Origin of the sequence: Clostridium cellulovorans 743B, assembly GCF_000145275.1 — a bacterium.
GTDB classification, from domain to species: Bacteria; Bacillota; Clostridia; order Clostridiales; family Clostridiaceae; genus Clostridium_K; species Clostridium_K cellulovorans.
Genome location: NC_014393.1, coordinates 1,578,572 through 1,604,459 on the forward strand (window position 1 = coordinate 1,578,572; position 25,888 = coordinate 1,604,459).

The following is a 25,888-nucleotide window of genomic DNA, read 5'->3' on the forward strand; positions in this document are numbered from 1 at the left end:
TATGGGGATAATGTCGGAAACAATATTGAAAAGTGTAAACTATTATATATATATCTACCAAAATGCACTAATAGTTATTGGGGTAATAGGTAGCATATGGGCTATAGTAAGTAACTTTAAGAAGTATAGTTATAGAAGAGAATTTGCAATTTTCGTAAAGACAACTATTCTGATGTTCTTATCTTCGCTAATTCTTGAGGGGATAGGCATAGCTAGCATTACAGCAATTGAGGAAAAGATTTTTCATGATATTTCAGCAATGATGATAATAGGTTTTTTTATATTATTTGTTGTTGAGAAGCTATTCTTTTATAGAATAGATAATAAAGGTTATCATATTGAACAGGATTTTATAGGGTATCTAATTTATTTGGTATATTTTCTTATGGTCATTGCAATGGGTTATGGTCTAAAATATCTCTTATTCGCTTTATCTTGGCAGATAGTTTTAATAAGCCTTAGATTTAATATGAATACGAAGAAGGTAGAAGTGAAAAAGAAAGACAGGCTATATCCTTCTAGAAAAGAACAACTAAAAACTGTGGAAAAGATAATTAATGAAAGCGAATATAAGAATTTTGCAATTGCAATAAGTGGTAAGTGGGGTACAGGAAAGTCTTTATTTCTTGAAGCTCTTATGGCAAGGACAGAAGAAAATTCAAACTATTGTATCTATATAAAACCAATGATAACAGATACAAGAGAAACTTTAATTAGTGAGTTTCAAAAGCGTTTATCGAACATTATGATAAAAAATGGGATATATTGTGGTAGATATAGTGCTCTTGAAAGTTACTTTAAGGAAGTACTAGGACTTCTAACTGTTAGCGGTAAGGCTTCTATAGTGAGTTTGATAAAGGGAGTAGAAGAGAGTAAATCTTATAGGGATTTTAAGGAGGAGGTTCAGAGGGATATTGATGCGTTACTTTCTGAATCTAATAAACTTGTGGTAGTTATTGATGACTTTGATAGAATAGACGAAAAAAAACAATTAGATGTGCTGACCTTTATAAAGGAAGTAATTGATTTTAAAGGCTGTATTGTTATATTTGCTTTTGATTATAACAATATTACTGATACTAAATTTATTACTGCTGAATATTTAGAAAAATTTATAGCAACAAAGATTAATTTGATTAATGTTTCCTTTGATGAATTGATAAATTATCACAGAGATGAAGGACTTTCGGTTGATAATATTAAAAGTAAGTATGTTAAGGATATTTTAACTAATATATATGATAATTCTATTGACTATTTTAATGAACAATATGAGTATTTTGTTCAGGCGATTAATAAAAATCATGAAGTTTATTTAATAAATGATGATTATGAAACGCAGCTAGTAGAGTTTAAGATACGTTTAAGAGATAGTATTGATAATTCAGTAAGAGTTATACACTTTCTTAAGGAAATTTTAACTTCTCTTATAACTATAGAAGCTACCAACAATCAAGATAAAAGCATAGAGAATTTTTTTTTAGCAGAGGAAGTAGCTAAGCTAGTTTTTACTGTGAATTTTATAAAGGTATTTCAGAGGAAGATATACGATGAAAAGATTGAAGTTCAGGGAATGAAAACTTATCTAGAAAGTAATACTAGCAAGTTTAAATCTATAGATGAAGCTTATGTAAGAATTCTTCTTAGTCAAGTACTGATTTGTAATGATGATAATAAGGATATGAATGCTAAGAAACGTTGTGTTTCTTTGGCAACAAAATTTATGAAGATATAGATGTTGAATTTATAAATTTCTTGTCAATAGAAAAAGGCCTCTATCATATAATGTTAATAGTAATGATAGAGGTGATATTTTTGTTATATGCACTAATACTCGCTGGGGGAAAGGGTACTAGGTTATATCCTTTATCGCGAGAAGAGAATCCAAAGCAATTTTTAGAGATAATTAACGATAAAAGTTTTTTAAGAAATACTGTAGATAGAATTCTGAAGCTTATACCAAAGGAAAATATATATGTAGTCACTAATGAAGCCTATAAGGAAAAAATATATTCTAACCTTAAGGAATTGCCAAAGGAGAACATATTTATTGAGCCATCAAATAAAGAAACTGCTACATGTATAGGATTATCTGCGGTGAAGCTATTAAAAAAAGACAAGGAAGCAGTTATGTTGGTGCTACCATCAGATCATTATATAGATAAAGAAGATGAGTTTCTTGAGACGGTAAAACAAGGGGTTAATATAGCGGAAAGAAAACGTGGACTTGTAACCATAGGTATAAATCCTACAAGACCAGAAACTGGTTATGGATATATCGAGATGGGACAAAGAGTGCCTTCAGCAATTCCAAGTTACAAGGTAAATAGATTTGTTGAAAAACCAAATTTAGAAGTGGCACAAGATTTTTTAGCTAAAGGAACCTATCTATGGAATAGTGGTATGTTTATTTGGAAAGCCGACGTGTTCTTAAGAGAAATGGAGAAATATTTGCCTAAAATGTATAAAGCATTGATGGAGATATATCAAGTTGCTGGTACTGAAGCAGAAGATGAAACCATAGAAATTCAATACAACGTAATTGATGGTATTTCTGTAGACTTTGGCATAATGCAGAAAACTCGAAAAGCTTATGTTGTAAAAAGCGAATTTGGTTGGGATGATATTGGAAGTTTTAAGGCATTATCAAGATTCTTGAAGGATGAGCAAGGAAATAAAGCTCAAGGAAATACATTTCTTTATAGTTGTGAAAATTGTAGCGTTTTTGGAGAAAAAAAGTTGATCATTGGATTTGGAATAAGTGATTTAGTGATTGTAGATTCTGGAGATGTGATTCTTATTATGGATAAAAACAAGGACCAAGAAATTAAGCAATTAGTTAAGGGCATCAAAGATAAAGAGGGGTTAAATAATTATCTCTAATATAAAAGTCTGGTATAGTATCATACAACTGCTCACTAGTTACATTATTAAATAATTATCTGTAATATAAAAGTGGTATGAAGATTGATTCATACCACTAAAAATTTAGAACTATTAATGCTTTAGCTTTATATATTTATAGTTTTCCAGTTAACCACTAGTAAATAACAACAGGAGTTCCAGCATCGATATTCTCAAAAATTGTTTGAACTGCTCCGTATGGGGTATTAATGCAGCCATGAGAGCCATCGTAGGTATAGATATTCCCACCAAAAGCAGAGCGCCAAGTTGCATCATGAATTCCTACACCGTCCCAAGTAAGTGGCATCCAATAGGATACAGGAGCAGCATAACCAGGACCACGTAGAATCGCAGGAGATTCTTTATACAATACATAATGGACACCTACTGGTGTATCATGAACACCATCAGTAGTTCCAGTTACAACATCAGTATCGACAACTAAAGACCCATTTTTATAAAACCACATATGTTGAGCAGCTTTATTTACTTCTACATAGGTATTTCCTATATCATTAGAACTGTTTGTAATTCCTGTACCTTCAATAAGAGGAGCTCTTGAAATAGGGTTACCTTGTGATAATAAATTGTATAATTCCTCAGTTTCTGAATCAGTTAATATGTAAAAACCATAAAGGCCTCCACTGACATTTATAACTCCATTGGTTGTACTTTGAAAACTTCTTGTACTTCCACAAGTATTATATTTATTCCCTAAGGCTACGATATAAGTTCTAATTTTTTCTTTATCAAAATCTACATTAGTTCCATTAAAGGTGAGCCATGACATTTTATCAGCAGTTGATACTGTTTCAACCCTTGTACCAAATAAATAATCAACTTTTATATCTTTCATTTTATTTGCTTTTGTTAAAGATGCTATAAGATTAGCATTATTTTTCAAAATTGAAGGTTTGATATAGCAATCTGCTATATCTATATTAGTTGTATCATTTAGAATAGATTCTTTAATTTTATCAGTGGCTGATTTTACATCTATAGTGTTACCATAAATTTCTTCTATAATAGTGAAGCTGTCGTTTGTTTTATCTATATATGCATCTTGAGAAGTGGTTCTAGTACCTTGATTAAGGTTAATCTTGCTTAAATATGTATTAAAAGCTTCATCATTAAAAATAACATTGCTCAATTTATCATATTTATCTTTCCTACCTAGGGAATTTATAAACCATCCTAGTGAATTTTGATTATCTAAAATGTTTTTCAATTGGTCAGTAAAATCACGATTTAGACCTATTTCAGAAGCACTGAAGGAGAAGTTTTCAACATCATTTTCTTTTACGGAATAAGTTGTATTTGAAAGTTTATCTCTAAGTAGTGAATTTGCTTCCTCTGGTGTTTTTGAACTGCAGTTGATTCCATATATTGTGGTATTAGGTAAGAGTTTGTTGTTAAAATATACTACGTTTCTTATGTATATGCCTATAAGAATTAATGATGCCGCAGCGATTACGGATAATAAAGCTTTTTTATGTTTCATTTAAGCTTTCCCCCCTTAAGATTTTATTTACACAATGATTAATATGAAGGGGGGAATAAAAAAAGAACATAAAAAAACTAGGAAGTATAATTCCTAGTTTTTATGGAAAATTAGAATACTATTACAGGTGTTCCTATTTCTACGTTTTCATATATAGTTTTTGCAAGGATTAATGGTGAATTAATACATCCATGAGAGCCGTTTGTTAAGTATGTGTTTTTACCAAATTCAGCTGGATTTCTCCAAATAGCATCATGGATTCCAACGCCTGTCCATTCTATAGGCATCCAATATTCAACACGAGTTTCATAATCTTGACCTTTAAGAATTGAAGGTGATTCTTTGCTCCATACATAGTGAACTCCTTTAGGAGTATCATGACCGTTAGAAGCATTACCAGTAACTACGTCACCTTCTACCAAAAGGGCTCCATTTTTATAAAACCAAAGGTGTTGATTTAATATATCTACCTCGATATATGTACTACCTATATCGTTATCTTCATTCTTTATTATTGTGCCATCATAATTAGGCACTCTTGAAATGTCATTACCTTCAAGAAGTTGATTATAGAGTTCTTCTGTCTCAGATTCTGTTAGTATGTACCAGCCATAGACACCGCCAGTTACATTTACTACGCCTCTTCTTGTAGATTTAAAGGATCTAGTACTACCATAAGTGTCATATTTTTGGGCTAAAGAAACTACATAATTATTCACTTTTGATTTATCAAAATATACGTCGTTTCCATCATAGGTTATCATGTCCATTTTATTTACATCAGATGCAACTTCTCTTCGAGTTCCAAATTTATATTCTATATTAATCTTTTTTAAATCATTGGCCTTTGCTGCTAGAGAAATAAGTTTTTCATCATTTTTTGTTACTTTAGGCTTCTCATAACAATCAGATATATCGATTGTATCAGCCCCATTTTTTATGTTTTCTTTAATCTTATTTATAGCAGTTTCAACATTAAGTGTATTTCCATAGACTTCTTCTGTAATAATAAAATTAGTATTATTCCTATTTAAAAATGCATCATTAGACTGAAGTCTATTCCCTTTATTTAAATTTACTGAACTAAAATAAGTATTAAAAGCGTCTTCGTTAAAAAGAAGATTTGATGTTTCTTCATCAAGTGCCTTTTTAGAAATTAGACCTAATGGCCATGTAAGGGAATTTTGTTTTTCTCTTACTTGCGATAATTCATTAGTAAGATCACGGTCTAATCCGATATTAGAACCGGTAAATGATAATGACTCACTAGTACCTTCCAAAATGGAAAACTTAGTATTCTTGTGTTTGTCCATTAATAATTGATTAACTTCATCAATGGTTTTATAACTGCAATCTATTCCTTCAATATTAGTGCCAGGCAATAGCTTGTCCCTGAGGTATAAAGCATTTGCAAGATAAATTCCAAAGAGTATTAGTGCGACTGAAGCAGCTGACCCAATTATAATTTTTTTGCGATTCATTCAAGAAAGACCTCCTTTATTAGTATATTATAATCCTTATTGGTTCAATATGCTAGTAAATATCTTAAGCTTTAGATATTTTTGATAATACATATACAGCAGAAAGAACTAAGTATTTATTGAATCTAACTTATTATCGAAAGAATATATATTTTTATTAGTAGAAAATTATATATGGGCCAATAAAGAATTCTCACAAGTTGTACTTATCTTTCAATATATCTATAGACTTCTAATATAGTTTCAATATACATTATCGTGTTTATTATAAAAAAAATAAAAGGATTTGCACGAATTTCAAAAACCAATAATTACCATAATATACTGGATTATATCATGAAAGATTATTGTTTTAAAGATTTTGTTGCAAATATTTATATAAAATTTATAAATGTTAGAGTCTATACAAATGAAAAAAAATGTAGTATTGGGATGTTGTAGTGAATGATTGTGAAGGTGGGAACGCGTTCTAGCGTATAATTCAAGAATGCCATGTTTTAGGTATTGCTATAATAAAAAAATGAAGAAGGATGCAATATGATGGTTTATTCATCATCATCTTCTTCACTGTAATAGTATGAATAGTTTTCTTCAATTTTTGGGGGTTTTGGAACCTTTGTGATAACTACTCCTAAAGTATTTGCATTGACTGAATCTAATGTTTTTTTTGCTTTAACTAGAGCCTTTTTTTCTGTCTTTCCGTAGCAAGTTACAAGAAGAACTCCATCTACTTGGTTTGCAAGAAGTTGAGAATCTGTAACTAGGAGAATAGGTGGTCCATCTATAATTACCATATCAAAATTATTTTCTACAAGATCGATAAGCTTGGACATTTTTTTTGAACCAATAAGCTGATGAGAGTTAGTTTCTATTTTTCCTCCACACAGAATATGAAGATTATCAACTTCAGTTTCTTGAATCGCATCCATTAGATCACATTGATTTGTTAAAACTGTTGTCAATCCTGTCTTATTAGGAAGAGAAAAAAGTTTATGGATATATGGTTTTCGGATATCAGAATCGATTATCAAAACTTTTCTTCCAGATTGTGCAACAGTAATAGCTAAATTAGCGGTAGTGGTACTTTTTCCTTCAGCTTTAGAAGCAGAGGTTACTAAAAGGGTACGAATATCATTATCTATATTTACAAATTGTAATTTTGTTTTTAGGGTTCTATATATTTCGGAAGTTATAGAGTCTGGATCTCTATATGTAATTAGGGATTTAAACATTGTACACCTCTATTCGTCTATTTCGAAATTGGGGATTGAGCTTAAAACGGGCAAACTTACTAATTTTAATACGTCATTTTCAGATTTAATAGTGGTATCAAAGATCTCAAGTAAAAAACAAAGAACAACGGATAATGAAAAGCCTGCACCAAAGCTAAATATAATATTAAGCTTTAAGTTTGGACTTGAAGGTGATTTTGGTACTTGTGCTGTATCGAGAATTTTTACATTATCAGTTCCTTGGATTTCTTTGCTTATTTCTTTTAAGGAAAGAGCCCATTGATTGGCGATTAAAGCTGCTTCTTCAGGATTTCGCAACGTCACACGAATTGTCATAAATTCAGTCTCGCTAGGTGTAACAACTGCAACAGAACCTAGTAATGCACTAGGGGAATAATTAAGTGACAATTTATCTATTACATCAGAAGCTACTGTTCTTGACGTAGCAATCTTACCATAAGTCTTAACAGCTTTTTGATACATAAGGATATCACTATAAGTAGCTATTGAACTTTCGCCTTCAGCAGGGTTTCTGTAATTTTTACCAATTATAACAGAAATGTCAGATGTATACAACTTATTAATAAATAGTGTACTAAATATCCAACCTGAGGCGCCAATGACCAGTGTTATAGATACCATAAGTACCATCCGCTTTTTAATTATATAAAGAAGCTCATGTAAATCCATAGTTTCCTCCGTTGAATTCTTATATGATTCTAATTATACAGATGCCATAAAATGCTGTCAATTTTATAATAAATGTAATAAAACGTCGAAAAAACGTCATTATATTAAGTGGTTTTATGTGAAACTAGTAATATTTTCTTTGGTAAATGGAAAAAAATACAATAAAATACGAGAAAATGAAAATGAAAATAATGTGGAATTAAAATGAATATTATAATGATGCTTTTTTAATAAAATTACATTTTTAAAATATAAATTTATTTAAAATAAATGGGTATTAATTGCAGAATGAAAAGGTGAAAAAGTTATATTAAATAGTTGATAGTTTTCTTATATTTAACGAAAGTTAGAAATATAAGAGAAAATATTTCATAAGGAGGAAGCATCATATGAAAGAGGTTAGGGCTTTTATAGAATAAAGTTATTTTATATAGTATAATTTGAAACAAATATATAGACTATATACGCTAAATAATATTTAAGGAAGAATTTAAACTATTTATGAAATTTGTTGACTTTTATTTAGAGGACAATAAAATTTTTTTATAATTTAGATGTTGAGTTTATATATTAATTAAAGAAGATAAAAGGTGAATTATATATGAGAAATTTAAAATTAACTATTGAATTTGATGGAAGTCGATATAAAGGATGGCAAAATCAAAAGGATAAAGAACAGACAGTTCAAGGAAAAATTGAAACAGTCTTAAGTAAAATGACTGGGGAAGAGATTGAAGTAATTGGGTGTGAAAGGATAGATACAGGGGCTCATGCTGATGGGTATATAGCAAATTTCAAGACTAATTGTGAATTAAGCTGTACTGCAATTAGCATTTATTTATATGAGTTTTTGCCAGAAGATATATTGGTGAAATTTATTGAAGAAGTAGATGAAAGATTTCATGCAAGATATAATGCCAAGGCAAAGGTTTATGAATATGTAATTAACAATAATAATCTAAGGAATGTTTTTAACAGAAAATATTCATATCATATCGATATTGATCTTAATATAGAAGAAATGTTAAAAGCTGCAGAAGCTTTTAAGGGAAAACATGATTTTAAAGCATTTACAAATTTGAAATCTTCAGCAAAGTCAACAGTAAGAACTGTAGAAGATATATTAATTAAAAAAGACAATGGGTTAATTAAAATAGAGTTAATTGCAGATGATTTTTTACTCAATATGGAGAGAATTATAGTAGGAACACTTATTGAAGTTGGTAAAGGAAATGTAAAAGCTACAAATGTTTTTAAAATGTTAAAAGATGGAAAGAAGATAGAGACTATTCCTATGGCTCAAGCAAAAGCTTTATTTCTAAAGAAAGTTATATATTAGCATGTCATTTTGAAAATGTGTTAAAATATTGGTTAATTAACTTTAGATTCCAGGAGTTTTTTGATAAATGCAAATTTAATGATGATTGTTAAATTAAAATAGAGAATCTTGATTAAATATAATGTTATAATGAAATGTCTATGTTTATTACTAATTAATTAGATAATGCATGGAAAAATTTAATATCTTGATAAAATGCAGTTTATTACAAAAGTATACAAAATAAGCTATGCGTTGATCCATTGACATAAATGTAAATTTAATGATATAACTAAATTGTATGACGATATGGGTAGAAAAAGATAGATTTAACATCCATAAATGACAAGAAGCGGCAAGCAAATAAAATACTATAGAAATGGAGTAGTTACGATGAGTTTTGAATATTTAAACAAAATGCCTAGTGGAGAGGAGATAAAAGAATTATATCCTCTATCTAGTAAGTTGGTAGAAATAAAAAGACAAAGAGATGAAGAGATAAGAAAAGTTTTTGAAGGAAAATCAGATAAATTTGTTTTGGTAATTGGACCTTGTTCAGCTGATAAAGAAGATTCTGTATGTGAATATGTTTCAAGACTTTCAAAAATTCAAGATGAAGTTAAGGACAAGGTTATACTTGTTCCACGTGTATATACTAATAAACCACGTACTAATGGCGATGGATATAAGGGAATTATGCATCAACCAGATCCTCAAAGAGAGCCAAATATGGCAGAAGGCGTAGTAGCTCTTAGAAAAATGCATATTCGAGTAATGGAAGAATCAGGATTAACTGCGGCAGATGAAATGCTATATCCAGAAAACTATGCATATTTAGATGATATTTTATCATATGTTGCAATAGGAGCTAGATCTGTAGAAAATCAACAACACCGTCTTACTGTAAGTGGACTTGATATACCAGTAGGTATGAAAAATCCTACTGGTGGAGACCTAAATGTTATGTTTAATTCAGTTTATGCTGGACAACATGCGCATACTTTTGAATATCAAAAGTGGGAAGTAAAAACTCAAGGGAATCCACTTACCCATGCTATTTTACGTGGATCTGTAGATAAGAATGGTGGTAATCATGTGAATTATCATTATGAAGATTTACTTCAAGTAACAGAAATGTATGCTCAAAAGAAACTTATAAACCCAGCAATTATAGTTGATACTAACCATGCTAATTCTAATAAGAAGTATGATCAACAACCAAGAATTGCTATGGAAATATTAAATAGCTGTAATAGTAACAGTGATATTAAGAAGATTGTTAAAGGTCTTATGATAGAAAGTTATTTAGTTGGAGGTACTCAACCAGTTACAGGTGATGTATTTGGTCAATCTATTACAGATGGATGTATAGGATGGGAAGAAACTCGTAGCTTAATTCTTAATATTGCTGAAAGAGTATAGCCAGTAAAAAAAGAATAATACTTTGAGTTATTGTTATAATTTAAAAAATTCATTTATAAAAGTAAGCTGTTGTGCTAGTGCTAAGCTAGTACAATGGCTTTTTGTGTTTTATCTATTTTGATTTATAGATACTTAGATTAAAAAACTATATTGTTTTTACAAACAGTATATAGATTTAATGTGAAAACGTTATTGGAATTTATATATTGAAAAATGTCTTGAAAAGTAATTATATATTAAATTTATAGATTTCAATAAATGGTAACAAATGATACAGAAAAATGCACTGTTATAGTATAGTATTGAAGTATAAATACTGTAGAAAAGCTTAAAACTATCTTTAAGGAGATATCTTATATAACGGTCATAATTCAAAAAAATTGATAAATTTATTTTTAGAACATTGTAGCAATGAGTAATTTCTAAATAATAGGATTCCATTTAAATTTATCATAAACGAAAATCTAAGGATAAGTGAGTATATTAAAAAAAATAAAGACTATATTAGGGAGGATAATTTTATGAGTAGAGTCTTAGGAAAAATACATTATTGGTTGTTTAATAAAATACAGTGGTTTGAAGGTTTAGAAGAAGAAATTGCAGATATTTCAAAAGAGAAAGGGATTATCACTGAACAATGGCAGTTAGAACTTTATAATAAATATGGTGAACCCACTCCAAAGATACCATTAGAGGAGATAATTGATACTGATAATATCCATGGATGGCTGCAGGAGAGGATACATTCCGCAGAGGGAAGGCAAGCTGAGTATATTACTAAAATACTAAAAGAGGAACCTAAAAATATAGAATTCTTAATGGATATTTATAAAAAGCAAGGTTTAAAGGCTGGTGCATTAGAAGTAGTTGATAATGCTATTGCGATTTATAAGGAATTAAATAATTACATTCTTGAGGGAATGCCTTGTGATAGAGTTATTGAACTTATAGAAAATTCAGAAGAGATTGTTAGCTGGAGAATAGTAGAGGATTTACATGGACATTTTTATGATTCTATAGGTGGAGATGTAAATAATTTTCATAATCTAAGAAAAATGTGGATTAAGTCTTTTGTGGAAGGTACTAATAGTGGATATACTTATATGACTACTGAAAATGGAGACCATGTAATAGAAAGAGTATAGGAGTGATTAATATGAATGCAATAGAAATAATGGTAGATGAGCATAGATATATTAAAAGAATGTTAGTCGTTGTTAGGAAACTTTGCATAAAGATTATGAACGGAGAAGACGTGAATTTTAGTGATTTTTATAGAGTAATGGATTTTGTGAAAAACTATGCAGATATTCATCATCATGGAAAAGAAGAACAACTGCTTTTTAATAGAATGTTAGATGAAACTGGTAAAGTTGCTGAAAAGCTTATTAAGAGTGGGATGCTTGTGGAACATGACTTGGGAAGATTATATATGGCTGACCTAAGAAGTGCTTTAGAAAAGTATGAAAAAGGTGATGAGGAATCAAAGCTAGATATAATATCAAATGCTATGGGATATACCTACCTTTTGAAACGGCATATAGAAAAAGAAGATGAAGTTGTTTATAAGTTTGCTGAAAGAAGCTTATCAAAAGAGACTTTAGCAGAAATTGAAGTTCAATGTATAGAGTTTGAAAAAAAGCAAAGTGCGGAGGGAATACAAACTAAGTATATAGCTTTATTAGAAGAACTGGAAAAGAAACTGAAGTAAATAGAGAAATAAGCAAGGTATTTGTTGATAAAATACCTTGCTTATTTTTTATATACTGGAAGTTATTTATATATAAATTCGTGAATTTTTTCAATATTACTTGGCTGATCCCAACCAAAGTAATTCCAGCCATTTACGAATATTGTCTCAGCATCATAAGGAAAAGCTGATTGAGCTATTCCATTAGGTGCATAGCTTATAGCAGATTTAACAAGATTAATTAAATCCATTGAAGAAAGAGTGGTTTCAAAGTATTGTGATATAGAATCATATAGTGATAGATATTGAGATATTGGCATAGAAATTATTTTATTTAGTACAGCTTCCATAAATGCTCTATTTCTATCAGTTCTAGCATAATCACCTGAACTAGTTCTATATCTTACATAAGCTATGGTTTGGATAGTATTTAATTCTTGTGGTCCTCCTTGTGATAAATAATTACTTGATGGATCTGCTGAAGGATAATCATTTTCACAGATAAAATCTATTTTTTTATTTATAGCCCATACATCCTCTGTTGGAACATTTAAGGTAACACCGCCAATGCTGTCAACTACGTTAAAAAATCCTTGAACATCAACATTTACATAGTCACGAATATCTAATTTAAAATTTTCGTTTATAACCTTAACTGTATTTTGAATTCCTCCGTATTTATGGGCATAATTAAGCTTAGGTACTTGACCTTCAGGTGTATTTTCGATGTAAGTATCTCTATATATAGAAGTCATTTTTATTTTATTAGCAGTCTTATCTATAGAAACTACTATCATTGTATCTGTAGCATTTTCAACATGATCAATACCGGTTAAAAGTATATTTTGAACTGAGTGATAAGGAACTTCTTTTCCAGTATTTTCGTCAACAAATTTATTATCTAGTAAACTTTTGACGTCGTCGGTAATTCCAAGATCTAAATCGTTATTTGAAATTGCAACTCGATTAACTTGGTTAAGTTTTGTATAAGCAAAGCTTACGACAATACCTATTATAAAAATGAGTATAGAAACTATTGCAATAATGGTGATTTTGAGAGCTTTTTTCTTTTTTCTTTTTTTTATGCGAGAAGTTCTACTTTCCATAATTATATTCTCCTTAAATTGTAAGTGTATTTTTAATATTCATAAAAGCGTAGTCCATGCAAGATTGGAGATTGCCTATATTTTTACCTCCGCCTTGGGCAGAAATATTACTCCCGCCTCCATTTCCATCTATTAGCGTTATCGCATCCTTAAGTAATGTACCCATATTTAGGTTCAAAATATTTCTAGAGCACATAAATAGAAGTTTTGCCATATCACTGGTTTTCACTGCAAAAAGAACCACAACATTATCAAAGGTTGTAAGTTTTGAAGCTAGAAGATTAACATATTTAAAATCATCAGTATCATGAATAGTTTTTATTATAGTTATATCTTTTACTTTTTCTCCGTTATCTATCATGGTTTTTACTTCATAATCAGCTATAATTGATTTTAATTCTTTATTTTCTGCTAAAAGATTTTTTATATTAGTTGATTGCTTCGTAATATTTTCTAATGCTTCTTCGTGATTACACTTAAGAGTTCTACATAGTTTAGTAACAAAATCTTCAATTATGAACGAATCTTTGATACCTCTATTGCCACATAAAAATTCAAGCCTTATTCCTGTTTTATGTTTTTCGTACTTCTTTATCTTTATAATCTGAACTTCAAGAGTCGAATTAGGATGTAAGCCACAACATGGATTTATATCAAAGTCATCAATTTTAACTATTCTTATAGCATCATTAGTTTTTGGTATAGTTTTTTTTATATGAAATTTTTTAAGTTCTGCCTTTGATGGGAATAGGAATTCTACGTTTATATTTTCTAAGATTGTTTTATTGGCAAGGCTTTCTGCTTCTCTTATCTCCGCATCAGTCAAGGGTTTGTCTAAATCAATTGTACAATTTTCACTGCCTAAATGGAAGGCTATTGTATTAACGTTGAAAAGCTCGAGAAAAGCTGCGGAAAGTATATGCTGACCTAAGTGTTGTTGCATATGGTCAAAGCGTCTATTCCAATCAAGTGAGCACTTTGTTTTTTTTAGCTTAATAGGTTTTTTATCAACTACATGATATATGATTCCTTGGTCTTCATAAACATATGTTACTTTACTAGTTTCTATAAATCCAGTATCACTAGGTTGTCCGCCACCTTCAGGATAGAAATAAGTTTTATCTAATTCAACGTGAAATTCATTATCTTTTTCTAATATATTTATAATTTCAGCTGTAAAGTCCTTTTTATATTGATTTTCATAATAGAGTTTATTCATTATTAAAATTCTCCTTTGAGTTATGAACTAAGATAGTTTATAAAACTTATATATAGGAATATTGTATATTAAAATTAAATATAAGCATATTATTTTTTTAAACTTAATTAAAAATATATTTTAGGCAAAAGGGTTTATATAATGATTATAAAGCAAAGTTACATATAGGTATATAAAACAAAATGAAAATTAGGAAATTAAAGGTAATAAATTTAGTGAAATTAAAAAAATACAAAAGAAATTTTAATAAACACTTAACAAATGGACAATAAATTGATAATATCATATTAATAAAATAAAAATTAGACTATTGAGTGTATGTCAAGAATTTATGGATTTTGTTGTAACGGGAGGTGCAATTAAAATACCTTTTTGATTTATTAGAATACAATAGGAGGAAATGAGATGAAAATAAGAAAAAATAATAGAATATTAAGTTTATCATTAGTACTAGCTTTAGTTTTTACTGCGATATTTCCAGGAATAAGTGCTAAAGCTGAGGGGACGAATACAGTTATTCTAGAAGAACGCTTCGATGGATTAAGTGGAACATCGTTCCCTAATGGCTGGACGCAAAATGCTTTGTCATATTACGACAAAGCTGCTAGTAGTGGGAAAACACCACCATCTGCAAAGTTTGGTACAATGGGTTCTAGTCTTACTACTAAAGAGTTTTCTTTATCAGGAAATGCTGAATTAAGCTTTTATATTAAAGGAAATAGTACTTCAGCAAATAGTGCTCTTTTAATAGAAAAGAAAAGTGCTGAGGTTTGGGCAACTTTAGAAAACATTATTCCAATTCCTACTAGTGGAGAAAATAAGAAAATTCAATTAACGTCAGATGTAACAGCAATAAGATTTACTTATACTAAGGATGTGGGGAATGTTGCTCTAGATGACATAGTTATAACTCAAATTGCACCAGTTCAAGTTATAAATGTAATAAGCATAACTGTTCCAGAAAATATTGCTTTAATAGAAGGGCAAAATAGCCAAATTGAAGCTACAGTGCTTCCAACAAATGCAACTAACAAAAATGTTAAATGGGCATCTGAAGATGCGACTATTGCAACTGTTGCTAATGGAAAGGTTACAGCAGTAAAAGAAGGAACTACAAAAGTAACAGCGACAACTGAGGATGGTAGTAAAGTGGCTTCATGTTCTATTACTGTAAGTAAAAAGCCTATAGTTATAGATACAAAACCTCAAATTGCACATGTTACTCCTGTAAAGGGTACATATACAAATTCAGAATTTAAACCAACAATAAGTGCAAAATATACTGCAGTTAATGGAATAGATGTTACAGCAGTTAAATTAACTGTTGATGGAACAGATGTGACTTCAGCGGCAACAATAAATGATAGTGAGATAGTGTACAAACCTTCGACTAATCTGGTAGAAGGAGAACACAAAGTTACATTGACTGTAAAAAATAAAGAGTCCGTTCAAGAATCAGCAGAAGAAAGCTGGAATTTCTTTGTGGGACAACAAACAAAGGAAAATTACAACATATATTATGGACAATTACATAGTCATACAACAGATTCAGATGGACAAGGTACACCACAAGATGCGTATACATATGCAAGAGATGAAGGAAAGTTAGATTTCTTTGCAGTAACTGACCATTCTAATTCTTTAGATAATGATAGTGCTTGTAACATAACAAACGGAAGTGCGAGTACTGAATGGACAAAACTTCATCAAACAGCAGATTCATTTAATCAAGATAATAAATTCGTAGCTATAGCTGCATATGAAATGACTTGGAGTAAAGGTACTGGCGGATACGGACATATGAATACTTTTAACAGTGTGGGCTTTGAGTCAAGAAATAATTCAACTATGGATTTAAAGAAATATTATGATACTATCGCAGCTCAGCCACAAACTATTTCTCAATTTAATCATCCAGGAAATACCTTTGGAGATTTTAATGATTTTTCACTTTATAGTCCAGCGGTTGACAATGTTATCAACTTAATTGAAGTTGGTAATGGTGAAGGTCCTGTAAGGTCAAGTGGATATTTCCCAAGTTATGAATACTATACAAGAGCTTTAGATAAAGGTTGGCATGTTGCTCCAACAAATAACCAAGACAACCATAAAGGAAAATGGGGTACTGCTAATGATGCTAGAACTGTTATTTTAGCAAAAGATTTAACTAGAGATAGTTTTTACGATGCAATAAGACAAAATAGGGTATATGCAACAGAAGATAAGAATTTTGAAGTAAAATATTATGTTAATAATGCAGTAATGGGATCTACTTTACCAAATCCAGAAAAATTAGACATAAGTGTATCTTTTAAAGATAATGATTTAACTGATAAAGTAAGTAAGGTTTCAATTATAGCAAATGGTGGAACTGTAGTAGAAACTAAAAACTTTGATACAAATGAAGGGACTTGGGATTTACAGCTTGATTCAAAATATAGCTATTACTATGTAAAGGTAGAACAAGCAGATAAAGATATAGCTGTAACAGCTCCAGTTTGGACTTCAGAGGTTACTCCAGTTGGAATATCTAAGTTAGAGGTATCTCAAAATCCACAAATAGTGAATAAGGTTACAGATTTTACTGCTACTTTATATAACAATGGATCACAAGAGTTGAATAATGTAAAAGTTGAATATTTTAAGAATAGTATAACTCAAGAAAACAAACTTTCAGAAGAAACCATAGCTTCTATTGCACCAGCGGGTGTTGTTAGCTCAAAATTGGCGTGGACACCAAGTAGTGCAGGAAATTACAATATTTATGTTCAAATGACGGTAAATGTTAGTGGAACAGATAAAGTATTCTCTCAAAGCATTCCATTTAATGTGTTTAATGAAGGTGAAATAGCAAAAATAGTAATAGATGCAGGACATTATAATCAATATGTATCTGGTCAATATAAGAACAGCATCCTTGGGCTTGATAAGCTTGTTAAAGCAAAGAATATGATGCTTGTTCAAAATACTGATGAATTAACATCTTCAGATTTAGAGGGAGTTCCAATGCTTTTAATCACAGACCCTCAAGGTTATATCGATACAAAAAATGCATTGACTAGTTCTAAATTTACTGCTGCAGAACTTGAAGTTATAAAGAATTATGTACAAAATGGTGGTACTGTAGTTATAACTTCTAGAGCAGACTATGACGATAAGAAAGTAAAAGACGGTGATGAATATCAAAACTCAGTACAAGGAAATAGTGTCTTAGAAGCAATCGGTTCTAACTTGAGATTTAACGATGATGAAGTTGTAGACGACACTGTAAATGGTGGACAAAACTATAGATTATACTTCAAAAATTATCTATCATCTAAATTTGGCTTAACAAATAATATTGTTGATGGATACACTTACAGTGCATATAGTGGATGTTCTGTAGTGCTTAAAGCTGGTGGAAATGATGCAAATGTAGATTGGCTTGTAAAAGGTCATGATACAACATATAGTTTAGATTCAGACGGAGGCCTTGATGCAGTTGCTGTTAATAAGGGTGATATATATTCTTTAGCAGCAGAAAAATTACCAAGTGGAGGAAAGGTTGTTGTTGCTGGTACAACTTTCTTCTCAGACTTTGAAATACAAGCAACAGATAATGCATATTCAAATTCAACTATCTTTAACAATGTGTTAGCTTGGGCAACAATGCCAAAACAAGTTGATATAGCTGAAATAAGAAAAGATGAAAATAAAGATGGCGTATATGATAATTTAGGAAAGCGTTTTGTGGTAGAAGGTACTGTTACAAGTGCATCAACAAAAGCTGTAAAAAATACTGCTTTCTTTGATTGTATGTATATCCAAGATGCAACTGGTGGTACAAATATCTTTGGATTAGCTAAAAAGGCAATACCACTTGGAGCAAAGGTTAGAATTACTGGTACTGTAAAAGAATATGAAGGGGATTTAGAACTTGGCATTAATGATGAAAATACAGATATCACAGTTATTGATAGCAATGTTCAATTAGTAAATCCTACTGAACTTACAACAAAAGCAAGTATGCTAAAAGAAAATCAAGGTTTATTGATTAAAGTGCAAGGTAAAGTTACAAAGCTCACGGATAATGAAATTTTCTTAGACGATGGAAGTGGTGTAGCTAGAGTTTACCTTAATGGATATATTGGGGACGAAACTGACAATCCAACTGGAAAATGGGATAGTACAATTAAAGTTGGAGATACTGTTAGTGCTATAGGCTTAGGTTCAGAAGATACAGTAGGTACAAGATTGAGAGTTAGAAATAGTTCTGAAATTAAGAAAGTTTCTTCAGGAACAAAGCCAACGGATCCAACGAACCCAACGGATCCAGCAAACCCGACGGATCCAACAAACCCGACGGATCCAACAAACCCGACGGATCCAACAAACCCGACGGATCCAACGAACCCGACGGATCCAACGGATCCAACGAACCCAACGGATCCAACAAATCCAACAGATAAACCAAGCACTGTTACTATAGATAATAATGTTGACAAAAATGCAGTGATTGAAGCTATAAAAGATGCTACTACAATTTATGTTAAAACTTCAAAAACTCCAGTAGTAAGTAAAGACGTATTTAACTTAGTTAAAGGCACTAATAAAACTATTACATTTATTGGAGACAAGGTAACTTGGACAATGAAAGGTTTTGACATAAATGCAGAAGTAGCAACAGATATAGATTTATCTTTAAAGACTATTACAGATGATTTAAAGAACAACATGATTAAAGCTTATGGTAAAGGTGCAAATATATCACCATTCTCTTTTGCTTATGATGGTGCTCTTCCTGCAATGACATCAATAAAAGTATATGTAGGAACTGAGTGGAGCAATAAGGTTGTTAATGTTTATAGATACTATCCAGGAGATGATAAAGTAGAATTAATAAAGGAAAAGGTTACTGTTGATAGTGAAGGATATATAACTTATGAAGCAAATCACTGTAGTGATTACTTTGTAACAGAAGTTGGAACAAAAATTCCGGACGAAAACAAAAATCCAGGCGTACAAAATCCAACACTGGTAGCACCAGTGACAATCACAACTAACGTAGCAGAAGGACTTCCACAGACTGGTTCAAGCTTTAATGAAGCTGTGCTTGTTAAATTAGGTGCATTGCTTATGATTGGTGGTGCATTAATAGTTCTTTATGGAAGAAGAAAAAAAGAAACTAATTAATTCTTTGACACAAAAATGACATAATAACGGGATATAATGAAAATATGATAGATAACATTTTTCATTGATCCCCCTATAAAAACATTGGTATCCCCGTACCAATGTTTTTTTGCGTGGAATGAATTCTTCTAAAAGAAGTTTTTATTAACCAACAATTACAAGCTCGTAGGTTTTGTATATTCGAGTTTGGTGGAATAGTATAAGAGGCTTATTTTGAAGTAGGTTATTTCCAGAAAACCTAGATAGTTAGTGGGAAATATCTCCTTTTTTCTAAAGTTTAAAGAGTTAAAATTTAATTCAATGCGATTTTCGACATGTGTTTGGTAGAAACATATAAAATTAACATGTTATATATTGATATAAATTCAATGCTAATGTAAAATGAAGGAGAAATAACAAATGGATTAGAAGAACGAAAGATGGGGGGCAAAATGGAGAATTTATGTGAAAATAAAAAGTTTCAATTTATTGATAATAGATATATTAGCGCAATTATATTTGTAATATCACTTACATACATCCTGATTTTTAATGGCATGCTTAATGTTAATGCTGCGGAAGTTATTAAGAATAATGGATTGGAATCTAGACATATTTGTTTAGGACCAGATAATGCAGATTATTCATATAGCGACTCTTTCCAATCAAACGATATTAATGTTTGTGTGTGTGGTCATAATTTTTGTGGACAACTGGGAACATGTGATACTAATAGGCAAGGGTTAGCATTAGCAGTACAAGCTCACAAAAGCAATGTAAAGCAAATTATGAGTAAATACAGGACAATTTTTTATATGAAAAGAGATATAATCGCTTGGATTACTGGTTATAATTGTTTTGGCAAGTGCGGAATAGGTAAGGAGTGTCATTGTAGACCTATCCCAACAATAGTCACTAAATTAACACAGTTCCAAAAGGCAACAAATGCAGTGGTGAAGGCAGAAACAAGTAAGAAGCAAACAGATGTGATTATAGCACAAAGTCTAGTGAATGACTTGTTGGCTTCAGCAGATAAAACTAATTTGAACAATAGGTTAATAAACCTTCGAAACTCAATAAATTTGGCTATTGCCGAAGATGCAGTTCTTAAAGTTGGAGAAAGTTTAAAACAAATAGATTTTGAGCATGCAAAATTTCTAGTTGATGAAGTTTTGAGTTCTACAGATAAAGATAGCATGTTAAATCAATTATTTGTTTTTCAAACTTTGATAGATACAAATAACGCAACAAATTTAGTAATTAAAGCAGAGGAAAGTAAAAAACAAATAGATGTAGCTAGAGCAAAAGACTTGGTAAATACGTTACCGGATTCTACAGATGTAACTAGTTTACTAAATCGGTTAGTAAAGGTTCAGGATGATATAGATTTAATTAACGCAACAAATGCAGTAATCAATGCAGAAACTAGCAAGCAACAAGTAGATATTATTATAGCAACAAGTTTAGTGAATGATTTGCCGAATTCTGTAGGTAAAACTGATTTAGCAAGTAGGTTAGCAGTTGTTCAGAAAAATATAAATAAAGAAATGAGTTTAACTAATGTAATAAGTACAGTGATTAAAGCAGAAGAGAGTAAGGTACAAGAAGAGGTAGATAAGGCGAGAAATTTAGTGAATGCCTTACCAGAAATTGCAGAAAAAGTTAGACTATTAGATAGATTAGTTGTTGTTCAAAATGCTATAGATTTAACTAATGCAGAAAATGCAGTAACTAAAGCAGAAGAAAGTAAGCAACAATTAGATGTAGATAGAGCAACAAGTCTAGTTAATGCTTTGACAGCTTTAGCAGATAAAACAGACTTATCAAACAGACTAGGTGCTGTGCAAAAAATTATAAATGAAGAAATAAATTTAACAAACGCAAAATGTGCAGTGGTTAAGGCGGAAGAAACTAAACGACAAGAAGATATAGATTTGGCAATGAGATTAGCTAATGCTTTGCCAGAGTATACAGAAAAGACTAGTTTATTAAACCGATTAGCAAGTGTTCAAAATGAAATAAATAAATCAATAAATTTAAACAATGCAATAAGTGCAGTAGTTAATGCAGAAACAAGTAAGCAGCAAATAGATGTGGATAAGGCAATAAAGTTAGTGAACACTTTATCAGATCCAATAGATAAAATCAACCTGTTAGATAGACTCACCATTGTTCAAAATAATATAGATTTAACTAATGCAACAAATGTGGTGGTTAAAGCAGAACAAACTAAGCAACAAGTAGATGTTAGTATAGCAATAAGCTTAGTGAACGCGTTACCAGACTCTGCAGAAAAAACTAGTTTATTAAATCGATTAGCAAGTGTTCAAAACGAAATAAATAAATCAACAGATTTAGCCAATGCAATAAGTTCAGTAGTTAATGCAGAAACAACTAAACAGCAAGGTGATGTCAATAAAGCAATAAGCTTAGTGAAGATTTTATCAGAATCAACAGATAAAAATAATTTATTAGATAGACTGGTGAATGTTCAAAATAATATAGATTTAACTAATGCAACCAATACGGTGGCAAAAGCAGAAGAAAGCAAACAACAATCATATGTAGATAGGGCAATGAGCCTAGTAAATTCTTTACCAGACTCTGTAGAAAAAGCTAGTTTATTAAGCCGATTAGCAAATGTTCAAAATGAAATAAATAAATCAACGGATTTAACCAATGCAATAAGTGCAGTGACCAAAGCGGAAGAAAGTAAGCAACAAGTAGATGTAGATAGGGCTAAAAGTCTAGTGAACACTTTACCAGACTCTGCAGAGAAAAATAGCTTACTAAACAGGTTAGCCAGTGTTCAGAATTATATAGATAAATCAATAGATTTGATTAATGCAACAGATGCAGTAGATAAGGCAGAAACAACTAAACAACAAATAGATGTGGATAAGGCAAAAAGCCTAATAATAGCTTTATTAGACTCTACAGAAAAAACTAACTTGCTGGGTAGACTTGCGATTCTTCAAAATAGTATAGATTTAAATAATGCAACAAATGCGGTGGTTAAAGCAGAGGAAAGTAAGCAACAGGTAGAGGTAGATAAATCAATAAGTCTAGTGAAGACTTTACCAGACTCTGCAGAAAAAACTAGTTTATTAAACAGATTAGCAAGTGTTCAAAATGAAATAAATAAATCAATAAATTTAACTAATGCAATAAGTGCAGTAGTTAATGCAGAAACAAGTAAGCAACAAATAGATGTGGATAAGGCAATAAATCTAGTGAACACTTTATCAGATCCAATAGATAAAACCAACTTGTTAGATAGACTCACCATTGTTCAAAATAATATAGATTTAACTAATGCAACAAATGTGGTGGTTAAAGCAGAACAAACTAAGCAACAAGTAGATGTTAGTATAGCGAAAAGCTTAGTGAACGCGTTACTAGACTCTGCAGAAAAAACTAGTTTATTAAATCGATTAGCAAGTGTTCAAAACGAAATAAATAAATCAACAGATTTAGCCAATGCAATAAGTGCAGTAGTTAATGCAGAAACAAGTGAGAAACAAATAGATGTGGATAAAGCAAAAAGTCTAGTGAATTCTTTATTAGACTCAATAGAAAAAACTAATTTGTTAGATAGACTTGTAGTTGTTCAAAATTATATAGATTTAATCAATGCTAAAGGTGCTGTTATTGAGGCAGAAGGAAGTAAAATACAAGCTGATGTTGATAGGGCAATGAGCTTAGTGAATCTTTTAGTAGACGCAACAGAGAAAATAGAATTATCTAATAGATTAGCAAAAATCCAAAGTTCAATAGACTATGAAATAAGTTTGGATAATGCAGTAAAGGCAGTAATTAGAGCAGAGGCTAGCAATCTACAGTGGGATGTGGATAGAGCAACAGCTTTAGTAAAGGCTTTATCAGATTCTACGGATAAAACTAACTTATTAAATAGACTAGCTGTTGTTCAAAATATTATGGATGATCCTGTAATTGCAGTGGAGAAAGCTGAAACAACCAAGCTACAAGCAGATGTAGATAGAGCAACAACTTTAGTTAACCATATACAAAATTCTGAAGATAAACTTAAATTACAAGACAGATTAACTACTGTTCAAGATATAATAGACTTAAATAATGCGACAAAGGCAGTAATTACAGCAGAAGATAACAATGCACAACTATATGTAGATAAAGCTTCAGTAGTAGTAAATAATCTAAAAGATTCTGCAGAAAAAATCAATCTTATAAAAAGATTAACAGTTGTTCAAGAAGCTATAAATCTAAATAATGTACAAATCGCAGTAACAAATGCAGAAGCTAGTTTGCAACAAGCAGATTTAGATATGGCCAGAAGTTTAGCTACTGCATTGCCAAGTGGTGCAGAAAAAATTAACTTATTAAATAGGCTAGTAAATGTTCAAAATAGTATAAACTTGGTTAATGCCAGGATTGCGGTGAATATAGCAGAAGGAAGCAAATTGCAGGCAGATTTAGATACTGCGGAAAACTTAGTGAATATTTTACCGAATACAATCAATAAAACAAGTTTATTGATCAGGTTGGTGACACTGAAGAGTACAATAGACTTAGCAAATGCAACCAATGCAGTATCAAAAGCAGAAGCAACTAAAGTACAAGCAGATGTAGATGCGGCAAAAGTGTTAGTGATTGCACTTTCAGATTCTACAAGTAGGACTAGTTTAGTAGACAGATTAACAACACTTCAGGCATCAATAAATTTGACAAATGCAATTAATGCAGTGTCGAAAGTAGAGGCAACAAAAACACAAGCTGATGCAGATATAGCAAAAGTTTTAGTAAGTGATCTACCGAGTTCTACAACTAGAACCAATTTATTGAATAGGCTATCAGTTGTTCAAAGTGATATAAGTTTAACTAGTGCAATAAGTGCAGTATCAAAAGCAGAAGCAACTAAAGCACAAGCAGATATAGACATAGCAAAAAGCTTAGTAAATGTACTTCCTGCTTCCACACTTAGGACAAATCTATTAGATAGGTTAGTGATTCTTCAAAGTGATGTTGATTTAAATAATGCAATTAATGCAGTATCAAAAGTAGAAGCAACAAAAACGCAAGCAGATTTAGATATAGCAAAGAGTTTAGTAAATCTGTTACCAAGTTCTACAACTAGAACAGCTTTCTTAGATAGGTTGGCAATTGTTGAAAGTGATATAAATTTAACTGCTTCCATCAATGCAGTATCAAAGGCAGAAGTAACTAAAACACAAGCAGATGTAGATACAGCAAAAACTTTAGTAATTACGCTTCCAATTTCTATAGTTAGAACAGCGTTATTAGATAGGTTAGCAATTGTTCAAAGTGATATAACTTTGACAAATGCAGTTAATGGAGTATTAAAGGTAGAAGCAACTAAAACACAAGCAGATTTAGATATCGCAAAAACTTTAGTAAATGTTCTTCCAACTTCTACAGTTAGAACAAATTTATTAGATAGGTTAGCTATTGTTCAAAACAGTATGAATCTAATCAATGCAACAAATGCGGTATCAAAAGCAGAAGCAACTAAGCAGCAAGCGGATGTAGATATTGCGAAAAGTTTAGTTATTGCGCTACCAACTAATACAGATAGAGTTACTTTATTAAATAGATTAATTAATGTTCAAAACATGATAGACGTAACTAACGCAACAAATGCTGTTACTAAGGCAGAGGGAAGTAAACTACAAACTGATGTAGACGGAGCAATGATTTTAGTTAATGCATTAACAAGTTCTACAGCTAAAACTAATTTATTAAGTAGACTAGTTACTGTTCAATATAATATAAATTTAACCAATGCAACAAATACGGTAGTGAAAGCAGAAAGTACAAAAGCTCAAGCAGATATAGATTTAGCACAAAGCTATATTAATAAACTACCATTAAATGATACAAATAGAACGCAACTTCAGCAAAGACTTGATATAGCAAAGGCCTAAAAGTAAAAAAAATTAAGGGCTAAAAGATAAAAAATAATCAAAACTTTATAAAAATAGAACAGATATTATTTCATAAAACCTATTTGGGGTTAAGAGATAATATCTGTTTTTATATTTTTCAAATAATTGAATAGTAACAAAGCTTATTTTGGGAATACAGAGCTAAAAAGAATCAAAATTAATATTATATAACAAAATCTTAGAGTATATCTAATAGGATAAAATTTTATTAGTTTATTCTGTTGAATTA

General features: G+C 30.6%; 14 protein-coding genes. 8 read left to right on the forward strand and 6 right to left on the reverse strand.

Going from position 1 to position 25,888, the window contains the following annotated elements:
* The first annotated feature begins 10 nt into the window (after positions 1-10).
* Both CLOCEL_RS06445 and CLOCEL_RS06450 read left to right on the forward strand, forming a co-directional pair.
* Positions 11-1,735 (forward strand): P-loop NTPase fold protein, encoded by a 1,725-nt coding sequence (locus tag CLOCEL_RS06445; protein WP_242655229.1) that lies wholly within the window; start codon positions 11-13, stop codon positions 1,733-1,735.
* Between the two features lie 80 nt (positions 1,736-1,815).
* Positions 1,816-2,883 (forward strand): mannose-1-phosphate guanylyltransferase, encoded by a 1,068-nt coding sequence (locus CLOCEL_RS06450; protein WP_010076092.1) that lies wholly within the window; start codon positions 1,816-1,818, stop codon positions 2,881-2,883.
* Positions 2,884-3,040: 157 nt separating this feature from the next.
* On the opposite strand, the gene CLOCEL_RS06455 is transcribed toward CLOCEL_RS06450, so the two are convergent.
* The 4 genes from CLOCEL_RS06455 to CLOCEL_RS06470 all read right to left on the reverse strand — a co-directional run bounded on the left by CLOCEL_RS06455 (position 3,041) and on the right by CLOCEL_RS06470 (position 7,808).
* Positions 3,041-4,405, reverse strand: coding sequence for a L,D-transpeptidase family protein (locus CLOCEL_RS06455; RefSeq protein ID WP_010076091.1), 1,365 nt, complete (start codon positions 4,403-4,405; stop codon positions 3,041-3,043).
* A gap of 110 nt (positions 4,406-4,515) precedes the next feature.
* A complete protein-coding gene (locus CLOCEL_RS06460) occupies positions 4,516-5,886 on the reverse strand; it encodes a L,D-transpeptidase family protein (RefSeq protein WP_010076090.1) in 1,371 nt (456 codons plus the stop codon).
* Between the two features lie 545 nt (positions 5,887-6,431).
* The gene (locus tag CLOCEL_RS06465; protein WP_010076089.1) at positions 6,432-7,118 is read right to left on the reverse strand and encodes a CpsD/CapB family tyrosine-protein kinase; all 687 of its coding nucleotides are present in this window, start codon (positions 7,116-7,118) and stop codon (positions 6,432-6,434) included.
* A gap of 9 nt (positions 7,119-7,127) precedes the next feature.
* Positions 7,128-7,808: a YveK family protein gene (locus CLOCEL_RS06470; RefSeq protein WP_010076088.1), complete on the reverse strand. Its 681-nt coding sequence runs from the start codon at positions 7,806-7,808 to the stop codon at positions 7,128-7,130.
* A 601-nt stretch (positions 7,809-8,409) separates the two neighbouring features.
* Between CLOCEL_RS06470 and truA the strand changes: the two genes are divergently transcribed.
* From truA to CLOCEL_RS06490, 4 genes are all read left to right on the forward strand, one after another.
* On the forward strand, positions 8,410-9,147 hold the full coding sequence (truA, locus tag CLOCEL_RS06475; RefSeq protein ID WP_010076087.1) for a tRNA pseudouridine(38-40) synthase TruA: 738 nt from the start codon (positions 8,410-8,412) through the stop codon (positions 9,145-9,147).
* Positions 9,148-9,519: 372 nt separating this feature from the next.
* Positions 9,520-10,548, forward strand: coding sequence for a 3-deoxy-7-phosphoheptulonate synthase (locus CLOCEL_RS06480; protein WP_010076086.1), 1,029 nt, complete (start codon positions 9,520-9,522; stop codon positions 10,546-10,548).
* A gap of 521 nt (positions 10,549-11,069) precedes the next feature.
* Positions 11,070-11,693, forward strand: coding sequence for a PDZ domain-containing protein (locus CLOCEL_RS06485; protein WP_010076085.1), 624 nt, complete (start codon positions 11,070-11,072; stop codon positions 11,691-11,693).
* A gap of 11 nt (positions 11,694-11,704) precedes the next feature.
* A complete protein-coding gene (locus CLOCEL_RS06490; protein ID WP_010076084.1) occupies positions 11,705-12,259 on the forward strand; it encodes a hemerythrin domain-containing protein in 555 nt (184 codons plus the stop codon).
* Positions 12,260-12,321: 62 nt separating this feature from the next.
* On the opposite strand, the gene CLOCEL_RS06495 is transcribed toward CLOCEL_RS06490, so the two are convergent.
* Both CLOCEL_RS06495 and CLOCEL_RS06500 read right to left on the reverse strand, forming a co-directional pair.
* Positions 12,322-13,344: an LCP family protein gene (locus tag CLOCEL_RS06495; protein ID WP_010076083.1), complete on the reverse strand. Its 1,023-nt coding sequence runs from the start codon at positions 13,342-13,344 to the stop codon at positions 12,322-12,324.
* Positions 13,345-13,357: 13 nt separating this feature from the next.
* Positions 13,358-14,563, reverse strand: a complete 1,206-nt coding sequence (locus tag CLOCEL_RS06500) for an alanyl-tRNA editing protein (RefSeq protein WP_010076082.1) — start codon at positions 14,561-14,563, stop codon at positions 13,358-13,360.
* A gap of 405 nt (positions 14,564-14,968) precedes the next feature.
* Here CLOCEL_RS06500 and CLOCEL_RS06505 point away from each other — a divergent pair, with 405 nt between their 5' ends.
* Together CLOCEL_RS06505 and CLOCEL_RS06510 are read left to right on the forward strand one after the other, a co-directional pair.
* Positions 14,969-19,735, forward strand: coding sequence for a CehA/McbA family metallohydrolase (locus CLOCEL_RS06505; RefSeq protein WP_010076081.1), 4,767 nt, complete (start codon positions 14,969-14,971; stop codon positions 19,733-19,735).
* Between the two features lie 431 nt (positions 19,736-20,166).
* A complete protein-coding gene (locus tag CLOCEL_RS06510) occupies positions 20,167-25,638 on the forward strand; it encodes a rhoptry family protein (RefSeq protein ID WP_010076080.1) in 5,472 nt (1,823 codons plus the stop codon).
* Positions 25,639-25,888: the final 250 nt, after the last annotated feature.

Coding starts and splice junctions, on each gene's coding strand:
- CLOCEL_RS06465 (WP_010076089.1), bottom strand. CDS start 7,118: ATGTTTAAATCCCTAATTACATATAGAGATCCAGACTCTATAACTTCC.
- CLOCEL_RS06455 (WP_010076091.1), bottom strand. CDS start 4,405: ATGAAACATAAAAAAGCTTTATTATCCGTAATCGCTGCGGCATCATTA.
- CLOCEL_RS06445 (WP_242655229.1), top strand. CDS start 11: ATGTCGGAAACAATATTGAAAAGTGTAAACTATTATATATATATCTAC.
- CLOCEL_RS06510 (WP_010076080.1), top strand. CDS start 20,167: ATGGAGAATTTATGTGAAAATAAAAAGTTTCAATTTATTGATAATAGA.
- CLOCEL_RS06500 (WP_010076082.1), bottom strand. CDS start 14,563: ATGAATAAACTCTATTATGAAAATCAATATAAAAAGGACTTTACAGCT.
- CLOCEL_RS06495 (WP_010076083.1), bottom strand. CDS start 13,344: ATGGAAAGTAGAACTTCTCGCATAAAAAAAAGAAAAAAGAAAAAAGCT.
- truA (WP_010076087.1), top strand. CDS start 8,410: ATGAGAAATTTAAAATTAACTATTGAATTTGATGGAAGTCGATATAAA.
- CLOCEL_RS06480 (WP_010076086.1), top strand. CDS start 9,520: ATGAGTTTTGAATATTTAAACAAAATGCCTAGTGGAGAGGAGATAAAA.
- CLOCEL_RS06460 (WP_010076090.1), bottom strand. CDS start 5,886: ATGAATCGCAAAAAAATTATAATTGGGTCAGCTGCTTCAGTCGCACTA.
- CLOCEL_RS06470 (WP_010076088.1), bottom strand. CDS start 7,808: ATGGATTTACATGAGCTTCTTTATATAATTAAAAAGCGGATGGTACTT.
- CLOCEL_RS06490 (WP_010076084.1), top strand. CDS start 11,705: ATGAATGCAATAGAAATAATGGTAGATGAGCATAGATATATTAAAAGA.
- CLOCEL_RS06505 (WP_010076081.1), top strand. CDS start 14,969: ATGAAAATAAGAAAAAATAATAGAATATTAAGTTTATCATTAGTACTA.
- CLOCEL_RS06485 (WP_010076085.1), top strand. CDS start 11,070: ATGAGTAGAGTCTTAGGAAAAATACATTATTGGTTGTTTAATAAAATA.